Genomic DNA, 15,441 nt, shown 5'->3' with positions numbered 1-15,441 from the left:
ATGAATCAACTCAACCCCAAGAAACTGCTGCACAGCAAATGGACTGCCTGTCACCCTGTCGAAAAGCAAAAGCACTTTGAGGTCACCCGTGTGGTTTATGATGCCAGTGGGCAGGTCATCGACTGCCGTATCACGGCGGTTCATGGTGGGCAGGCCCGGTCGATTGACTGGCGTGAACTGCAGTCATCGGAACACTGGTTGCAGGGCTGGAAATAATAGTGCGGTGATTGTGTTATATGACCCTTAAGCAATATCTGGAAAAGCGCCGCTGGTATGAAGTCGCGGCCTTTGTCGCAATGACCACCCTGTTCGGTCTGGTCAATGCCACGTCCAAGATTCTGGAGCGGGTGCGGGAAGGCATGTCAGCCGACTGGATACCTGCCCTGGTGTCTGAGCTGACTGGCACCCTGGCTGTGCTGCCACTGATCCCGCTTCTGGTATGGTTTATTGAAAGGCTGAATCTCTCCTGGTCAAATGTTCGCTGGCGCATTCTCTGGCATGTTCCTGCAGCCATAAGTTTCAGCCTGGCGCATGTTGCCCTGTTCGTCGCCATGCGCAAGATTTTTTGGACGCTGGCCGGCGGCAGTTACCAATTCGGGCCGTTGCTGCTGGGTCTGCTGTACGAAATGCGCAAGGGGCTGCTGGTATACCTGTGTATGGTTCTGCTGATTGTAAGCTACCGCTTTATACTGGAACGCCTGCAAGGAGAAGCGGGATTTGTCGACGCTCAATCCGATCCGTCGCCGGCGTTCAGGCACCAGTTTTTGGTCAGCATGCTTGATCGTTCCTATCTGGTGAAGTCAGAACAGATAGACTGGGTGCAATCGGCGGGTAATTACGTATTACTGCATTGCGCTGATCGCAGCTATCCGATGCGGATGACCCTGTCGGGTATGGTGTCGCAGCTGGATCCCGCGTTGTTTTTGCGCATACACCGCACAGCCATCGTCAATCTTTCCCGGGTTTCCGCCCTGAAAGAGTCCGGCGAGCTGCAGCTTGAGCTGACCAATGGCACACTGGTCCCGGTCAGCAAAACCTACCTGCCGGCATTGAAACAGCAGCTGTCCGGGCAAGCCGCCACCATTCATCCCTGAATGCGTGGGTTTCGTCACAGCATCCGTCCCCAGGCCACAAAGTAACTACACTGCACCTACTACTGGGTATTATCAGCTCACTGACTGTATTGCGGAGCGCTGTTCATGAGCCCTGAAAGAATCCTGAAAACTGTTGTGCTGCTGGTCGTGTCCGGCATTGCGATGACGATGACGCATGCCCAGCAATGGGACCGTTATGGTGGCCCTGGCGGCCAGCAGTTTACGCACCTGACTGAAATAAACGCGCAGAACCTGCAGCAGCTGTCGCTGGCCTGGACGTATCGCACCGGCGACCTTAATGAAGGGTTTGTGTACAAAGGGCATTCCTTTCAGGCTAATCCAGTCATCTGGCAGGGGACACTGTATCTGAGCACCAGCGCCAATCAGGTGGTGGCAGTGGATGCTGCAAGCGGCACAGAACGCTGGCGCTTTGATGCTGGCATTCCGCGTGATATCGCGTATTCGGAAAGTGCCTCGCGCGGTGTCAGCATATGGCACGGAGAGTCTGTGGCATGCCCGCATCGAATTTTCCTTGGGACACTGACCGGATTCGTTCACGCGCTTGATGCTGAGACCGGTCGGCCCTGTGCGGATTTTGGCAACAACGGCAGAGTAGACATGCGCGAGGGCGTGGGCAACCACGACAACCTTGCTGGTTACTATGGCATTACCTCACCGCCAGCGGTAGCTGGTGATGTCCTGATCGTTGGATCCGCCATTGGTGACAATCAGGAAGTTGCCTCGCCGAGGGGGATCGTCCGCTCGCTGGATGCTCGGAGTGGAGCGCTCAACTGGATGTGGGATCCATTACCAGGTGGCGAGTCAGGCTCCGCCAATGTGTGGCCTCCCATCTCGGTGGACGTGGAGCGCGGTCTCGCGTTTTTGGCTACATCTTCACCCAGCCCGGATTTTTACGGTGGTGAACGTCCCGGCGACAACCACTATGCGAACTCTGTGGTGGCGCTTGCGCTAGACTCAGGTGAAGTGGTCTGGCATCAGCAGTTAGTCCATCACGATATCTGGGATTATGACGTACCGGCGCAGCCCGTGCTGACCAGTTTGCAACGCAATGGTGAGCTCGTTGATGCCGTGTTGGTCGTTACAAAAACTGGAATGATGTATACCTTTGATCGGTCAAACGGTTTACCCATTCATGCCATCGACGAGCGGCAAGTGCCTGCCAGCGATGTTCCTGGCGAGCAGGTATCGCCGAGCCAGCCTTTCTCTGCTCTGCCGCCTCTGGTCGAGCACCGGGCGCTGACCGAGGATGACGCCTTCGGTATCGCCTGGTTTGACCGACTCAGTTGCAAGAAGACAATCCGGGAGTCACGCAACGAGGGTATTTTCACGCCGCCATCGTTGCAGGGCACCATCCTGTATCCAAGTTATGCCGGGGGTTCCAATTGGGGAGGTGTGGCAGTCGATGCAGAACGACAGATCGCCGTCGCCAATGTGAACCAGGTGCCTGCGATTGTCCGGCTGATACCCCGTGATGATCTGACTGCTCTGGTTGACGGTGGAGAGCTTGAAGGTTGGCAGGTTTCCCCGCAGCGCGGAACTCCATACGCGATGGCTCGAAAAATTTTTCTGTCACCTTTGGGCCTGCCGTGTACGCGTCCGCCATGGGGCAAGCTTGTGGCGATGGATTTGCAGGCTGGCGACATTCTCTGGGAAATTCCACTTGGCTCTATTCGAGACCTGGCACCAGCGCCTGTGCCCAATTTTGATTGGGGAGTGCCTAATATGGGCGGCCCACTGGTCACTGCTTCCGGCCTGGTCGTCATAGGTGCAGCAGCAGAGAATAGCCTGCGCATCTTTGATCTGATGAGCGGCGCGCAGCTTTGGGAGTATCGACTTCCCGCGCCAGCCATGGCGACACCGATAAGTTACGAAGTGGATGGCAGCCAGTACATCGTTGTGGCTGTTGGAGGTCATGGGCAACTTGGCACAGAGATGGGCGACTATGTGATGGCTTTCCGGCTGGAGTGACCGCAATGGTGTATTCAATTGAGCAAAGTGATGCGTTCACGAGACACATTCTGCCGATTTAATTTACTTGTCACCTCCATAAAAAACTTCTTTGGTCCTGATGTACAGTGGTTTCGTAGCTTCCTCGCGAACCCAAATTAATCATATTTTGCGGCTGACATGCCAACAAACATCAATTAAGTTACTACTGTCACTTGTGTTGCCTGGCCATCGCGAGCCACTATCAGGCAAACACTGAGCGAAAGAGTCGGAACAGAACATGAATCGTCTGGGAAAAGCTGTAGTTATTGTTGTTGCACTGGTCGCAGTTGCTGCTGTTTATGTAATGAATCCGAACCTGCCAACACCGGACGGAGCGATCAGCGCCAGTTTGTACTCGCCTGGCGAGTTGGGCATGCGCCGGGAGTCGATCTCTCTTATAGACAGCTCTCGGCCAACCAGCGCCAATGGCGATTATGCGGGTGACCCGGCGCGGCAATTGGACGGGTTCGTCTGGTTCCCGGAGGATGTGGGGCAGGCGCCATTCCCGCTGATCGTATATAGCCACGGTTTCATGTCCTCGGTCGGTGAGGCTGACAATCTTGCCGAATTTCTGGTGCCCAAAGGCTATGTGCTGGTCGCCGTCGACTATCCGCTCAGTAATGGCGGTGCACCGGGTGGCCCCACTGTCACTGATGTGATTAATCAGGCGGGAGATGTCTCCTTTATTATTGACTCGATGTTGGCGCGTAGCATGGCGACAGACGACGAGCTGTCTGGCTTGATCGATGAGGAGCGGATAGCCGCAGTTGGCCTGTCACTGGGTGGTCTTACCACACAACTGGTCACCTTCCATCCGAGTGAACGGGACAGCCGCATCAAGATGTCTGTGTCGATTGCAGGCCCGAGTGCGATGTTGCAGTCCGGTTTCTTCGATAACGCCGATGTTCCCTTCCTGATGATCGCCGGCAGCAGCGATGCCATCGTTCCTTACCAGGATAATGCCGCCAGTATTCCTGAGAGAGTGGACAATAGTTTACTGGTAACACTGGACCAGGGCAGTCATGCCGGATTCGCCGGTATCTCGAGCACTTTCATGCGCTGGTTCGAACATCCTGATGAGCTAGTCTGCCCCATGCTGGTCAGCGGACTGGAGCGAGATCAGGAAGAACAGGATTCGATTCTGGAAGCCAATCTTGCCGCGGGCATTACGGCGACGGTATCAACGCCTTGTGCCATGGAAAGCTTTCCGCGCGCCATGCGGCCAGGTCAGCAGCAGATGCTGACAAGGCTGGCCGTTTACGCATTTCTGGAAAGCTCATTTGCGGAAGAGTCGTCGCGCCGTCAGGCCATGTTGCAGTATCTGCAGCAGGACCTGGCGGCGGAGAATTCGCCGGACGTAAGCGTCACGGCGAATCAGTAATCAGCCTTACTGGTTCTGAACGGAAGAAACCCACTGGTCGACTCGACGCTCGAGCAGGTGTAGCGGCATGGCGCCGCCGAGCAGGATGGCGTCGTGGAAACCACGAATGTCAAAGTCTTCACCGAGTTGCTCGCGAGCTTCTGCGCGCAGTTCCAGTATCCGGTTCATGCCGATTTTGTAGGAAGTGGCCTGTCCCGGCATGACGATGTAGCGACGGATTTCGGAACGGATCGCGGCAAGCGGTACTGAGGAGTTAGCCTGGAAGTAGTCGACGGCTTCCTGCTCGGTCCAGCCTTTGGCGTGCAATCCGGTATCGACGACCAGGCGAATGGCGCGCCACATTTCCGAGGTCAGTCGGCCAAATCGTGAATAGGGATCTTCATAGGTGCCAGGCATTTCACTCGCCAGATATTCAGAGTAAAGCCCCCAGCCTTCCGAATAAACCGTGAATCCAGCCTGGGTGCGGAACATCGGCATGTCTTCCAGTTCCTGCGCAATGGAAATCTGCATGTGATGGCCCGGCAGACCTTCATGGTAGGCAATCACTTCCAGCTCCGACTTCGGCATGGCTGTCATGTCGGACAGGTGCGCGTAATAAACACCGGGACGACTGCCGTCAGGCGTGCCCGGGTAATAGTGCTGTGCGGCACCATCCTGTTCCCGGAATGGCTCCACACGGCGTACAACCAGATCGGCCTGGGGCAGGGTGGCGAAATAGTCAGGCAGCACAGACTTGATATTTTCTATCGCTGCAGTGGCTTCATCGATATAGCCCTGACGACCTTCGTCGGTGTTCGGGAAGTAGAAACGCTCGTCGTCCCGGGTTTCACGCAGCATGACAAAAAACTCCTGCAGCGTGCCATCAAAGCCGACTTCATTCTTGATCTGTTCCATCTCGCCACGCAGACGTGCCACGTCAGCCAGGCCGATTTCATGAATTTCATCAGCAGTCAGGTCGGTGGTTGTGTAGGTCGACAGCAGGTAGTCGTAGTAGGCAGCACCATTAGGCTGAGCGACCAGACCGGTGGAGACCTCAGGAACGTTTTCCTGTTCTGCCTGCGCCCAGTCAATGACGCGCTGGAATGCCGGGGCGAAATCATTGATCAGAGCATCCTGGGTGCTGTCCAGCAGCGCATCGGCGTCAGGTTGTTCCAGTTGGCCGGCTTCTACCAGATTTGCTACCTGTGCTTTTGCGTGAGCCCAGATGTCTGAATCATCGCCGGCCTCTGTAAAGGGCGCACCAGTGATCACTTTCTCGGATTGTTCGATGACACCATCGAGCGCAAAGCCGGGCATGATCACACCACGGTCACCTGCCTCAATGGCACGGTCCAGCAGTTGATTCATGGCGCGGCCGGCCTGGCTGATTCGCGAAACCAGTGCTTCGTAGTCAGACACCGATTCCACGTTGTGGAAGCTGATGAGGAAGGTGGGAAGGAAGCCCTGGGCGCCATTCATCTGGTCAAAAACAAAGCCATTGTAACGAAACTCGGCAGCGCGCACCGCCTGATCGGCCTGGTACATCCAGATGTCCCAGGACGTCTGGGCTTCCTGGTTCAGGTCATCGTAGTTGAACTCGGCATCGAGCTCTTCGACGCTGGCCAGCAGCCATTCAAGCTGCGCTTCTTCAGCGGCGACAGACATATCATCGAGGTCACCATAGCGCTCCTTGCGACCCAGGAAGGTCAAGTTGATTGGGCTGAACTGTAGTTGTTCTTCGTATTTCTCATCGAACCAGGCGTTTAATCGCTCCGATTCGGTCTGGGCTGTTTCTTCGATGGCTTCAGCCGGGGCAGTCAGATCTGCAGATGTTTCCGTGCCGGTGGTCGGCGCAGGCGTATCCGGTTGTCCGCAGGCGGCAAGTAAAAATGACAGCGACAATAGCAGTAGCAGTTTATACATGGCGGGTAAGTCCTTGGTTAGCGCAGCGTTCTTTTAAAACGCCACATCAGGTGTTGTTGACGGGTAAGTCTGCGGCAAGTATCGCCGAATCGACTGTTGATCTCAAGGCAGCTAATGCGGGACCCGATGCAGATGCAACGTGGTGGAGTCTACAAAAGCCGGGTACACTTTCCAGACGGCCCGGCATGTGTGGCCCGAACAAGACGGAACTTTTCTGACGAGCGTAAGATAAAGGGCCTGGCATGACGGATTATCTGTTTCTCACTTTTCTATTCCTCATCGCAGGCGTGATCGCTGTGCCACTGGCCTCACGCCTGCAACTGGGCTCTGTTCTGGGTTATCTGATCGCGGGTATCGCCATCAGCCCTGTACTCGGCCTATTCAACGTGGATGTGGTTTCTCTGCAGCACTTCGCCGAGTTCGGTGTGGTGATGATGCTGTTTCTGGTAGGTCTGGAACTGGACCCTCATCGTTTGTGGCAGTTGCGGATGCGCCTGCTGGGTCTGGGTGGATTGCAGGTGGGGTTAACGGTGCTGGCTGTGATGGGCATCGCACTTGCCCTGGGGCTGAACTGGTCAGTGGCTCTGGCCGTTGGTCTGGTGCTGTCACTGTCATCAACGGCAATCGTATTGCAGACACTTACAGAAAAAGGCCAGTTGCGTTCCGATGGCGGTCAGGCCGGGTTTCTGGTCCTGTTGTTCCAGGATATTGCAGTCATTCCGATGCTGGCGCTGTTGCCGTTGCTGGCTTTACCAGAATTGCAGAGTGCAGGTGGTGCTGATCACCACGACGCAGGCATGAGTCTGGTCGCACATCTGAACGCGTGGCAGACGGCTCTGGTGACCCTGGCTGCAATCGCAGTTGTTGTGTTCGGCGGTAGCTGGCTGACTCCCAGGCTGTTTCGTTTTATCGCCATGGCACGGCTGCGTGAGCTGTTTACCGCCTCGGCGCTAATGCTGGTGGTTGGTATCGCCCTGTTGATGTCGCTGGTTGGCCTGTCTCCAGCACTGGGTACTTTCCTGGCTGGAGTTGTGCTTGCCAACAGTGAATACCGCCATGAGCTGGAATCGGATATCGATCCGTTCAAAGGGCTGTTACTGGGCCTGTTTTTCATGACAGTAGGAGCGGGTATCAACTTCGGATTGCTGGGCGACAATCTGCTGTTGATTGTCTCACTTACGCTGCTGCTGATTGCTATCAAAGTTTTGGTGCTGTGGCTGGTAGGCAGTCTGTTTGGATTGCGTGGCGCAAATCTGTGGCTCGTGGCACTTGGTCTGGCGCAGGCAGGTGAGTTCGGATTTGTGCTGCTCTCGTTCACCGTTAGCAGCGCTGTGATACCGGTTACGTTGGCAGACCAGCTGCTGTTGATTGTGGCCTTGTCCATGCTGCTGACACCTCTGCTGTTTATTATTCACGAGCGCCTGATAGCGCCGCGTTATCTGCGTGAATCCGAACGGCAGGCTGATAATATTGATCAGGCCTGCAAGGTGATTATTGCAGGACACGGTCGCGTGGGTGGCATCGCTAACCGGATGCTTCGTGGCGCCGGCTTTGAAACCACCGTCATCGACTACAGTTCGGCCCAGCTGGAAATGCTGCGTGCTTACGGCATCAAGGTTTACTACGGCGATGCCACACGTCCTGACCTGTTGAATGCGGCCGGTATTGCCAATGCTGATCTGCTGGTGATTGCCATCAACGATAAAGAAAAGATCACTGAAATGACGCGTTATGCCGTCGAGCATTTCCCGAATCTGCACGTTGTTGCGCGCGCAGTGGACAGGCATCATGTCTACGACCTGTGGGCGGTTGGGTGCCGTGACATTATTCGCGAAACCTTTGACAGCTCCCTGCGTATGGCGCGTTCAGCCTTGATCGCCCTGGGCATTTCGGAAGAGCGGGCGCGGGACATTTCAGCGCAGTTTGAAACAGTGGATCGACGTTATATGCGAGAGATGGCAGATCTGTACGATCCCAAAATCCCCAGCCACGAGAACCAGCCTTATGTCACCAAGGTGCGCGAACTGAATGCAGAGTGGGCCAGACAACTTAATGCTCGACAACAACAAGAAGAGGAGTGATACCGATGTCAGACAAGGACACAAGCGCAGGTCCTCAGAACGATTCGTACCGTCAGCCTGAATTGGCTGGTAGTCCGCTGCTGTCCAGGCGGGCCCTGTTGGCAGGTGCGACGGCCGCTGCAGGCGCAGCCGTCTGGCCGGGGCTTGGAAGTCACGCGCAACAGTCTGCAAATGGCAATAACGGCACGCTTGTGTTCACCAATACGACTGTGGTGACCAATGATGCGGAACGACGCACGCTGCTGAATGTGGCGCTGGCCGTGCAGGGCGATCGCATTGCGGCCATTGGTGATACCAGCGAAGTTCTGGCCCGTTTCCCGAATGCAGAAGTGTACGACGGCAGTCGCAAGGCCATTCTGCCGGGCATGATCAATTGTCATGCGCACCTGGCACAGGCGCTGGACAAGGGCTTTAATGAAGACTTCGGTTTTCCCAACAGTCTGCAATTGCCAGAAAGCCCGGCCAGCCTGATATCGCCCGAAGAGTCCACGTTGATGTCCATGGTAGGCGCGCTGGAAGCCCTGCGTGGCGGCACAACGACCGTGGTGCAGAACGTCGGTGGCATTGCACGTGATGCTGCAGCGCTGGCGTCAACCGGGCAGCGCTGGGTGTTTGCCGAGTCGGTACGCGATATCGAAACCGTCGACGGGCCGATGTCACCGCCGCGTCTCGCGAACAGCGTTCCGCCAAGATACTCCGATCGATTACGGGAGGAGGGCATGCAGCGCATCGCCGACCTTCACAGCGCCTGGCATGGACATGACAGCGGCCGCGTGCAGGTGTTTCCCGCGGCAGCTTTGGTAGAACTTTCTTCCCCGCAGTTGCTGCGCGACGTCAAGGCTTTTGCCGATCAGCACAATCTGGGTTACACCATTCACATGACCCAGTCACAGCCCGAAGTAGACTTCATGTTGCGTTATCACGGGGTGCGCCCGGCTATCTTTCTGGAGCAACAAGGATATCTTGGGCCGCGTCTGTTTGCAGCCCATGCCCGCTATTGCGACGATACTGAAATCGCTGCATTGGCGCGCAGCAACACGATTGTCAGTCATCAGGCAGCGATGGCGGCCAATCGCGGAGTGAATCCGCCTGTCACTGCTCTGCGCGAGGCAGGCGTTCGAATCTCCATGGGCACGGACAATAATAACAATGACATGCTGCACGTCTTAAAGACGGCCATTTCCATGGAGCGCATCCAGCGCAATGATGAGATACCTGGCACGCTTCCTCAGCCGGAGGACATGCTGCATGACTGCTGTACCAATGGGGCGCACGCCGTGAATATGGGCGAGAGCCTGGGTTCGCTGGAAGTGGGCAAGAAGGCGGATCTGTTGGTGCTGGATGTCATGAAACCGCATCTGACGCCGTCGGGCCGGATCCTGTCGGCCTGGATTCACAATGGTCAGCCGTCCGATATTGAATCAGTAATGGTCGATGGTCGTTTCGTCATGCGTAATCACCGTGTGTTGACGGTGGATGAAGCAGCACTGATGGAAGAGGCCTATCAGATCGGACAGCGGGTCTGGGGTCGAATCCTGCGTGACGGGCCAGTACCATTACCCAGATTCTGACTACCGCCAAGGCAATCTTCTTGCGAGATAGTTGACTAATCAAATATAAGTCAATATAGTTGCGCCCTCAACTATCTGGCAAGGAGAATCGCGATGACCGCAATTAAACAAAGCACTTTGTTGATCAGTCTGATCAACCTGAACACTCGACTGGAAAAATCCCTGAGCGGTCCATTGTCTCTGCATGGTATCAGCCTGACCGAATACATGGTCCTGCGGCAACTGGCGCAGGCGCCCGAGCAGAAGCTACGGCGCATCGATCTGGCCCAGCAGGTTGGTCTGAGTGCCTCCGGTGTAACACGCCTGCTCAACCCGATGGAAAAGACCGGTTTGATAGACAAGGAGCAGGTTGAGCGTGATGCGCGTGTCAGTCTTGTCACGCTGACGTCGGCAGGCAAGAAAATTCTCGAAGATGCGGGCACGACCTTCGATCAGTCCGCGCAGTCGATGCTGGCGCCACTAAAGCCGGCAGAGCAAAACACCCTGCAGGCACTTATCAGCGCTCTGCTGTGAATCTATCGGTGCCTGGTGTAATGTAAGCGACTGTTGTGGTTGGGTAGTTGCTCCAGGTTTACATGATGAAAACGTTAATTGTCATGCTGCTGTTGGTCGCGACAGCAGCATCTGCCGCCGAGCGGGATGTATCAACAGCCGACTGGCACGAGTCGGCTGCGGTGGCCGCGCTGTTTCAGGATGCCGGTGTTGAAGGTGCCTTTGTCCTGTTCGATGTGACTGGGCAGAACATGCAGGGATTTAATCTGAGACGCGCCAACCAGCGCTACGCACCTTCGGGAACATTCAATATTGCTCACACGCTGATTGGACTGTCGACTGGTGCCGTTGCCAGTCTCGATGAGGTAGTTACGTACCGGGGTGGCGATCAACGCGTGGATGCCTGGGAGCGGGACATGTCCCTGCGTGAAGCATTCACCCTGGCCAACGACGCCTTTTATCAGACCATGGCGCGTGAGATCGGACCCAGTCAGATGCAGCAGCATATTTCGGCGCTGATTTACGGCAATCGTGAATTCGGCTCGACACTGGATCCGTTCTGGGAAGAGGGCATTCTGCATATCAGCGCCGTCGAACAGGTGAGGTTTCTGTCATTGCTGGTGCGTGACGCCTTGCCGTATCCCCGCGAACTATTGTCCACTGTACGTGAACTGATGTTGCTGGAGTCCGGCGAGAACTGGCAACTATACGGCGACACTGGTTGGGAAAACGCCCCTGAAGCGGGTGTCGGCTGGTGGATAGGCTGGCTGCAAAAGGATGGTCGCTGGTACACCTTCGCCCTGAATATGGATATCGAAGAACCCGCCGATGCGAACGAACGCCTGAGCCTGGGTAAAGCCAGTCTGCAGGCGCTCGGCTTACTCTGACGCAGATCAGGATCGATGTCAGCCTGGCAGCGGTGCCAGCGCATCATCCAGCTCTGTGGCACGTTTGTGAGCCGGGCGGGCCTGGATGCGTTCCACGTATTCAGAGAACACTGGGCGGGGCTCTATGGTCTTGAACTGCATGCCCCAGCCGAGATTGCTGGCCAACAGCAGGTCGGCCACTGTGAACTGATCACCACAAAGATACGGACCTTTCTTCAGCGCGCTTTCCAGGGTGCTCATGACATCAATCACTCGACCACTGCCAATCGAGGAAGCGGACTTCTCCGTGATCTCCCAGTTAAACGCGGTAGCGGTGGTGGCCATTTCCAGCGGCCCGGCGATAAAAAACAGCCAGCGGTAGTAGCATCCCCGCAGCGGACTGTCGACCGGCGGTGCCAGGTTTTTATCAGGAAACTGATCGGCCAGGTAAGTGCAAATGGCCGCGACTTCCGTGATCACCATGTCCCCATGTTTCAGGGCTGGTACTTTACCCATCGGATTGATGGCCAGGTAGTCCGGTGATTTGATGTCCTTTTCATAGCTGATAACAACGGCCTCGTAAGGCTGGCCAATCTCTTCCAGCATCCAGCGTGCGATCCGGCCTCGCGACCAGGGGTTGGTGTACAGCGTCAACGTGCTCATACCTGTCTCCTTGTTGATATTTCTGGTTCGCGAGCAGCTTACGACGTATATAGGTTATATTCCGCCCTATATAAATGGTAGTTTTGTAACTATCTTTCCTGACCTGACTTACCCGTCCCACGGAGGCGCCCATGTCCGGCCCGACCACGCGCGTACTCGCCCTGCTGGAACTGCTGCAGACCCATGGTCGCCTCAGTGGCGCGGAGCTGGCGCAGCGTCTGCAGGTCGACCGGCGTACAGTAAGACGCTATATCACCGTACTGGAAGATCTTGGCATTCCCGTGACCACCGAGCAGGGTCGTTATGGCGGCTACATGCTGGTTGCCGGATTCAAGTTGCCGCCGATGATGTTCACTGATGAGGAAACGCTGGCCGTGTCGCTGGGTCTTCTGGCCGCTCAGCAGCTTGGGTTGGTGGAGGCGGCGCCGGCCATCGCCAGTGTGCAGGCAAAGCTGGAACGTGTGATGCCACCCAGGCTAAAACAACGGGCACGGGCTGTTGGTGAAACCACACGTGTAATCCTGCCGCGTGTCGAAGGCAGCTTCGACAACAATGCGCTGCTGACGCTGACACATGCGGCGCAGTCTGAGAAACGGGTTTTTCTGCGTTATCACACACCCGATGGAGAGGTGCTGGAGCGCCAGGTTGATCCCTATGGGCTAGCGTTCTTGAGGGGGCGTTGGTATGTAAGTGGTTACTGTCACTTGCGTAAGGATATGCGCTCATTCCGGCTGGATCGCATCAGTGGTGTCAGACAACTTGCCATGCCGTTCAAGCGCCCCGCCAATTTTGATGCCGCCGAACATCTGCGCAGCAGTATGTCGAAGCTGCCCCGTACCATGCCGGTCGAGGTGCTTCTGCAAACCGACGAAGATACGTTAACGCGCACAGTCGGGTTCTGTCCGGGCACCACCAATGTGTTTACGGAAACGGATAAGGGCTGGCTGATGCAGACGCGCACTGACAGTTATGACTGGTTTATCTGGTGGCTGGTCCAGCTGCGGATTCCGTTTCTTGTCAGAGGCCCCGATGGCCTGCGCGATGCCTTTCGCAGTTATATTGGCAAGCTTGGGGAAGCATTGTAGGCTGCAGGAATTACAGGAGAATACTCAATGCCGCAATCAGCACAGAACGTACTGGACTTCTGGTTTCGTGAAATAGAGCCAGCCATGTGGTGGAAAAAAGATACTGACTTCGACGCCACCATCGAAAGCCGGTTTGGCGACACGCTGCGGCGTGCAGCGCTGGCGGAGCTTTATGAGTGGCGCCGTGATGCCCCGGGCCGACTGGCGGAGATCATCGTGCTGGATCAGTTTTCACGGAATGTTTATCGGGATACACCACAGTCATTTGCGCAGGATGCGATGGCTCTGGTGCTGGCGCAGGAAGCGGTAGCCAATGGCGCGCTACAGGAATTGAATGAGAATGAGCGAACCTTTCTGCTGATGCCCTACATGCACAGTGAGTCAGCTGTCATTCATCAACAGGCTGAACAGCTATTCCTGGAGCATGCGCCCAAGCAAAACTATGAATTCGAGATAAAACACAAAGTCATCATCGACCGCTTCGGGCGCTACCCGCACCGCAATGAAATTCTGGGGCGAAAATCGACGGACGAAGAGGTCGAGTTTCTGGAGCAGCCCGGCTCAGGTTTCTGACTGCTTCGCTTTGCGGTCCACGTGTCCCAGGTCGCGATCCGGCGCAATGACATCCCGAACTTTCTGTTTAAGCACAGTAATCTCCGGAAACCCGCCATCATCCTTGCGTGACCAGACCCGTTGACCATTGGCATGCACCTCGAATATCCCGCCAGTGCCCGGACGCAATGTCAGTTCATCAATTTCCTGGTCGAAAGTCGTCAACAGCTCCTGGGCCATCCAGGTGCTGCGCAGCAGCCAGCGACACTGTGTGCAGTAAGTTATAACTACATGATTGCTCATACACAAAATCTCCGCGCCAGGATGATGACAGGCATCGCGATTCAGGACTCGGGTGTCGGGAATATGCCCAGATTGCGCACGCTTTCGAAATAGCCAGCGACACGCAGCTGGATGACCACTTCCTGGTCGCTGTCGTTTCTGAAGTACCAGCCATGTTCACCGGTAACCGGGGCGACCAGGCTGCCGTAAGAACTGGTAGCAGCTTCCTGCTCCTCATAACGGTACCAATAGGAGTCGTCATCCGGGTCGTGACCGTGAAAGTCTACATACACCGGCGACAGCGAGTACCACTGGTACATCATGACCTGATCTTCTGCCATGACGGCCTTGAATTCAGTACGCTCAGTGGGCTGCAGCACAATCTCTACCTGCTCGCTGCGAAACGGGCCTGAGTGGCCTTGATAGTCCGCCGGATCAGGCATGGCGATGGGGTCGTCCGATGAGCCACCGGAGCACGCGCCAAGAATCAGCAGGGCGGCTGTCAGAAAACCAGTAAGGCGCATGTATCCATTCATTATTTGTGCTTCTCCAGTAACCAGCGGTAAAGTTGGATTCTATTGAGTTTGGACGGTGCTGACCATGGTTAAACTGGCAATACTGGATACTGATATCCTTTATGACCCCTTGCAGGAAAAATTTGATAGCTACGGAAAGATGTTCAAGGATCTGCTGCGCAGTGTCGGTGTGGCGGACGCTGGTTGGGAGCTGGCGGTATATCCCGTCATTAGCGGCAAATTCCCTGTCTCGCCCGATGACCATGATGCTTACCTCATTACTGGCAGCAAGTACGACAGTTTCTCTGATGAAGAATGGATTGCGCGGCTGAGAGACTATGTTCGCGAACTGTATCAGCTCGGCAAACCCATGGTGGGCGTCTGTTTTGGTCACCAGCTGCTGGCGCATTCACTGGGTGGTCATACCGATCGCAGTGATGCGGGTTGGGGGCTCGGGGTCATGGCCTATCAGGTTAATCCGCAGGCCTGGTTCACACCAGTGCCGGAAACCGTCAGTCTGATCGCCAGTCATCAGGATCAGGTCAAAAAGCTGCCGCCAGAAGCGCAACTGCTGCTCAGCAATGATTTCTGCCCGTTTGCCGCCTTTCATATTCCTGAAAAAGTTCTGGCCATTCAGGGGCACCCGGAATTCACCGTCGACTATACTCGAGCCTTGCTGGACTATCGGGCTGAAAAGCTGCCCGCAGATGCGCTGGTAAAAGCACGCGAATCACTGGCCAATCCGCACAATGGCCGCCTGGTCGGCCAGTGGATCCGCGAGTTTGTGGAGCGAGCCGTCTGAGGGCCAGCATGTTAGTTTGCTGGACCAGATGGAACAAAATCCGCATGCACCGGGTCTGATTAGATAACAGGCTGTTGCGAACTATCGCAGTGCAACAACCTGCCGGACTGAAATCATTTCTGTGGGCCATCGCTTGATGCCTGGA

General features: G+C 55.9%; 15 protein-coding genes. 11 read left to right on the top strand and 4 right to left on the bottom strand.

The annotated features are described in order from the left end of the window. The 4 genes from QGM61_RS03610 to QGM61_RS03595 all read left to right on the top strand — a co-directional run bounded on the left by QGM61_RS03610 (window position 1) and on the right by QGM61_RS03595 (window position 4,485). Window positions 1–216 carry a TIGR02450 family Trp-rich protein gene (locus tag QGM61_RS03610; protein WP_237132759.1) on the top strand — a complete coding sequence of 72 codons (216 nt, stop codon included), beginning with the start codon at window positions 1–3 and terminating at the stop codon, window positions 214–216. Between the two features lie 20 nt (window positions 217–236). Then, window positions 237–1,094 (top strand): LytTR family DNA-binding domain-containing protein, encoded by an 858-nt coding sequence (locus tag QGM61_RS03605; RefSeq protein ID WP_281132014.1) that lies wholly within the window; start codon window positions 237–239, stop codon window positions 1,092–1,094. A gap of 105 nt (window positions 1,095–1,199) precedes the next feature. Continuing rightward, window positions 1,200–3,083 (top strand): pyrroloquinoline quinone-dependent dehydrogenase, encoded by a 1,884-nt coding sequence (locus tag QGM61_RS03600; RefSeq protein WP_281132012.1) that lies wholly within the window; start codon window positions 1,200–1,202, stop codon window positions 3,081–3,083. Between the two features lie 259 nt (window positions 3,084–3,342). Then, window positions 3,343–4,485 (top strand): alpha/beta hydrolase family protein, encoded by a 1,143-nt coding sequence (locus QGM61_RS03595; protein ID WP_281132010.1) that lies wholly within the window; start codon window positions 3,343–3,345, stop codon window positions 4,483–4,485. Between the two features lie 6 nt (window positions 4,486–4,491). Here the strand turns inward: QGM61_RS03595 and QGM61_RS03590 are convergent, their stop codons facing one another. Beyond that, entirely contained in the window at window positions 4,492–6,387 is a 1,896-nt protein-coding gene (locus QGM61_RS03590) for a DUF885 domain-containing protein (protein ID WP_281132008.1), read from the bottom strand. Window positions 6,388–6,629: 242 nt separating this feature from the next. Between QGM61_RS03590 and QGM61_RS03585 the strand changes: the two genes are divergently transcribed. The 4 genes from QGM61_RS03585 (at window position 6,630) to QGM61_RS03570 (ending at window position 11,418) form a co-directional block, all read left to right on the top strand. Continuing rightward, window positions 6,630–8,468, top strand: a complete 1,839-nt coding sequence (locus tag QGM61_RS03585) for a monovalent cation:proton antiporter-2 (CPA2) family protein (RefSeq protein ID WP_237132764.1) — start codon at window positions 6,630–6,632, stop codon at window positions 8,466–8,468. Window positions 8,469–8,473: 5 nt separating this feature from the next. Further along, window positions 8,474–10,039 carry an amidohydrolase family protein gene (locus QGM61_RS03580; protein WP_281132005.1) on the top strand — a complete coding sequence of 522 codons (1,566 nt, stop codon included), beginning with the start codon at window positions 8,474–8,476 and terminating at the stop codon, window positions 10,037–10,039. Window positions 10,040–10,132: 93 nt separating this feature from the next. Continuing rightward, a complete protein-coding gene (locus tag QGM61_RS03575) occupies window positions 10,133–10,552 on the top strand; it encodes a MarR family winged helix-turn-helix transcriptional regulator (protein WP_281132003.1) in 420 nt (139 codons plus the stop codon). Window positions 10,553–10,614: 62 nt separating this feature from the next. Further along, complete coding sequence (locus QGM61_RS03570) at window positions 10,615–11,418, top strand: penicillin-binding transpeptidase domain-containing protein (RefSeq protein ID WP_411268749.1); 804 nt, start codon at window positions 10,615–10,617, stop codon at window positions 11,416–11,418. An 18-nt stretch (window positions 11,419–11,436) separates the two neighbouring features. Here the strand turns inward: QGM61_RS03570 and QGM61_RS03565 are convergent, their stop codons facing one another. Then, window positions 11,437–12,060 carry a glutathione S-transferase family protein gene (locus QGM61_RS03565; RefSeq protein ID WP_237132767.1) on the bottom strand — a complete coding sequence of 208 codons (624 nt, stop codon included), beginning with the start codon at window positions 12,058–12,060 and terminating at the stop codon, window positions 11,437–11,439. A 131-nt stretch (window positions 12,061–12,191) separates the two neighbouring features. On the opposite strand from QGM61_RS03565, the gene QGM61_RS03560 reads away from it, so the two are divergent. Both QGM61_RS03560 and QGM61_RS03555 read left to right on the top strand, forming a co-directional pair. Next, the gene (locus tag QGM61_RS03560) at window positions 12,192–13,145 is read left to right on the top strand and encodes a helix-turn-helix transcriptional regulator (RefSeq protein ID WP_281132000.1); all 954 of its coding nucleotides are present in this window, start codon (window positions 12,192–12,194) and stop codon (window positions 13,143–13,145) included. Window positions 13,146–13,172: 27 nt separating this feature from the next. Continuing rightward, the gene (locus QGM61_RS03555; protein ID WP_281131998.1) at window positions 13,173–13,718 is read left to right on the top strand and encodes a DUF924 family protein; all 546 of its coding nucleotides are present in this window, start codon (window positions 13,173–13,175) and stop codon (window positions 13,716–13,718) included. Here the strand turns inward: QGM61_RS03555 and QGM61_RS03550 are convergent. Next, the gene (locus QGM61_RS03550) at window positions 13,707–14,000 is read right to left on the bottom strand and encodes a SelT/SelW/SelH family protein (protein ID WP_237132770.1); all 294 of its coding nucleotides are present in this window, start codon (window positions 13,998–14,000) and stop codon (window positions 13,707–13,709) included. The two genes, QGM61_RS03555 and QGM61_RS03550, sit on opposite strands and share 12 nt — an antisense overlap. A gap of 41 nt (window positions 14,001–14,041) precedes the next feature. Beyond that, complete coding sequence (locus QGM61_RS03545) at window positions 14,042–14,515, bottom strand: hypothetical protein (RefSeq protein WP_281131995.1); 474 nt, start codon at window positions 14,513–14,515, stop codon at window positions 14,042–14,044. Between the two features lie 64 nt (window positions 14,516–14,579). On the opposite strand from QGM61_RS03545, the gene QGM61_RS03540 reads away from it, so the two are divergent. Further along, the gene (locus tag QGM61_RS03540; protein ID WP_281131992.1) at window positions 14,580–15,296 is read left to right on the top strand and encodes a glutamine amidotransferase-related protein; all 717 of its coding nucleotides are present in this window, start codon (window positions 14,580–14,582) and stop codon (window positions 15,294–15,296) included. Window positions 15,297–15,441: the final 145 nt, after the last annotated feature.

This window comes from Pseudohongiella sp. SYSU M77423, assembly GCF_029911965.1.
In the GTDB taxonomy this organism is placed as follows: Bacteria; Pseudomonadota; Gammaproteobacteria; order Pseudomonadales; family Pseudohongiellaceae; genus Pseudohongiella.
The sequence above is the reverse complement of the archived record's forward strand: the minus strand, read 5'-3'. Positions and strand labels throughout refer to the sequence as shown.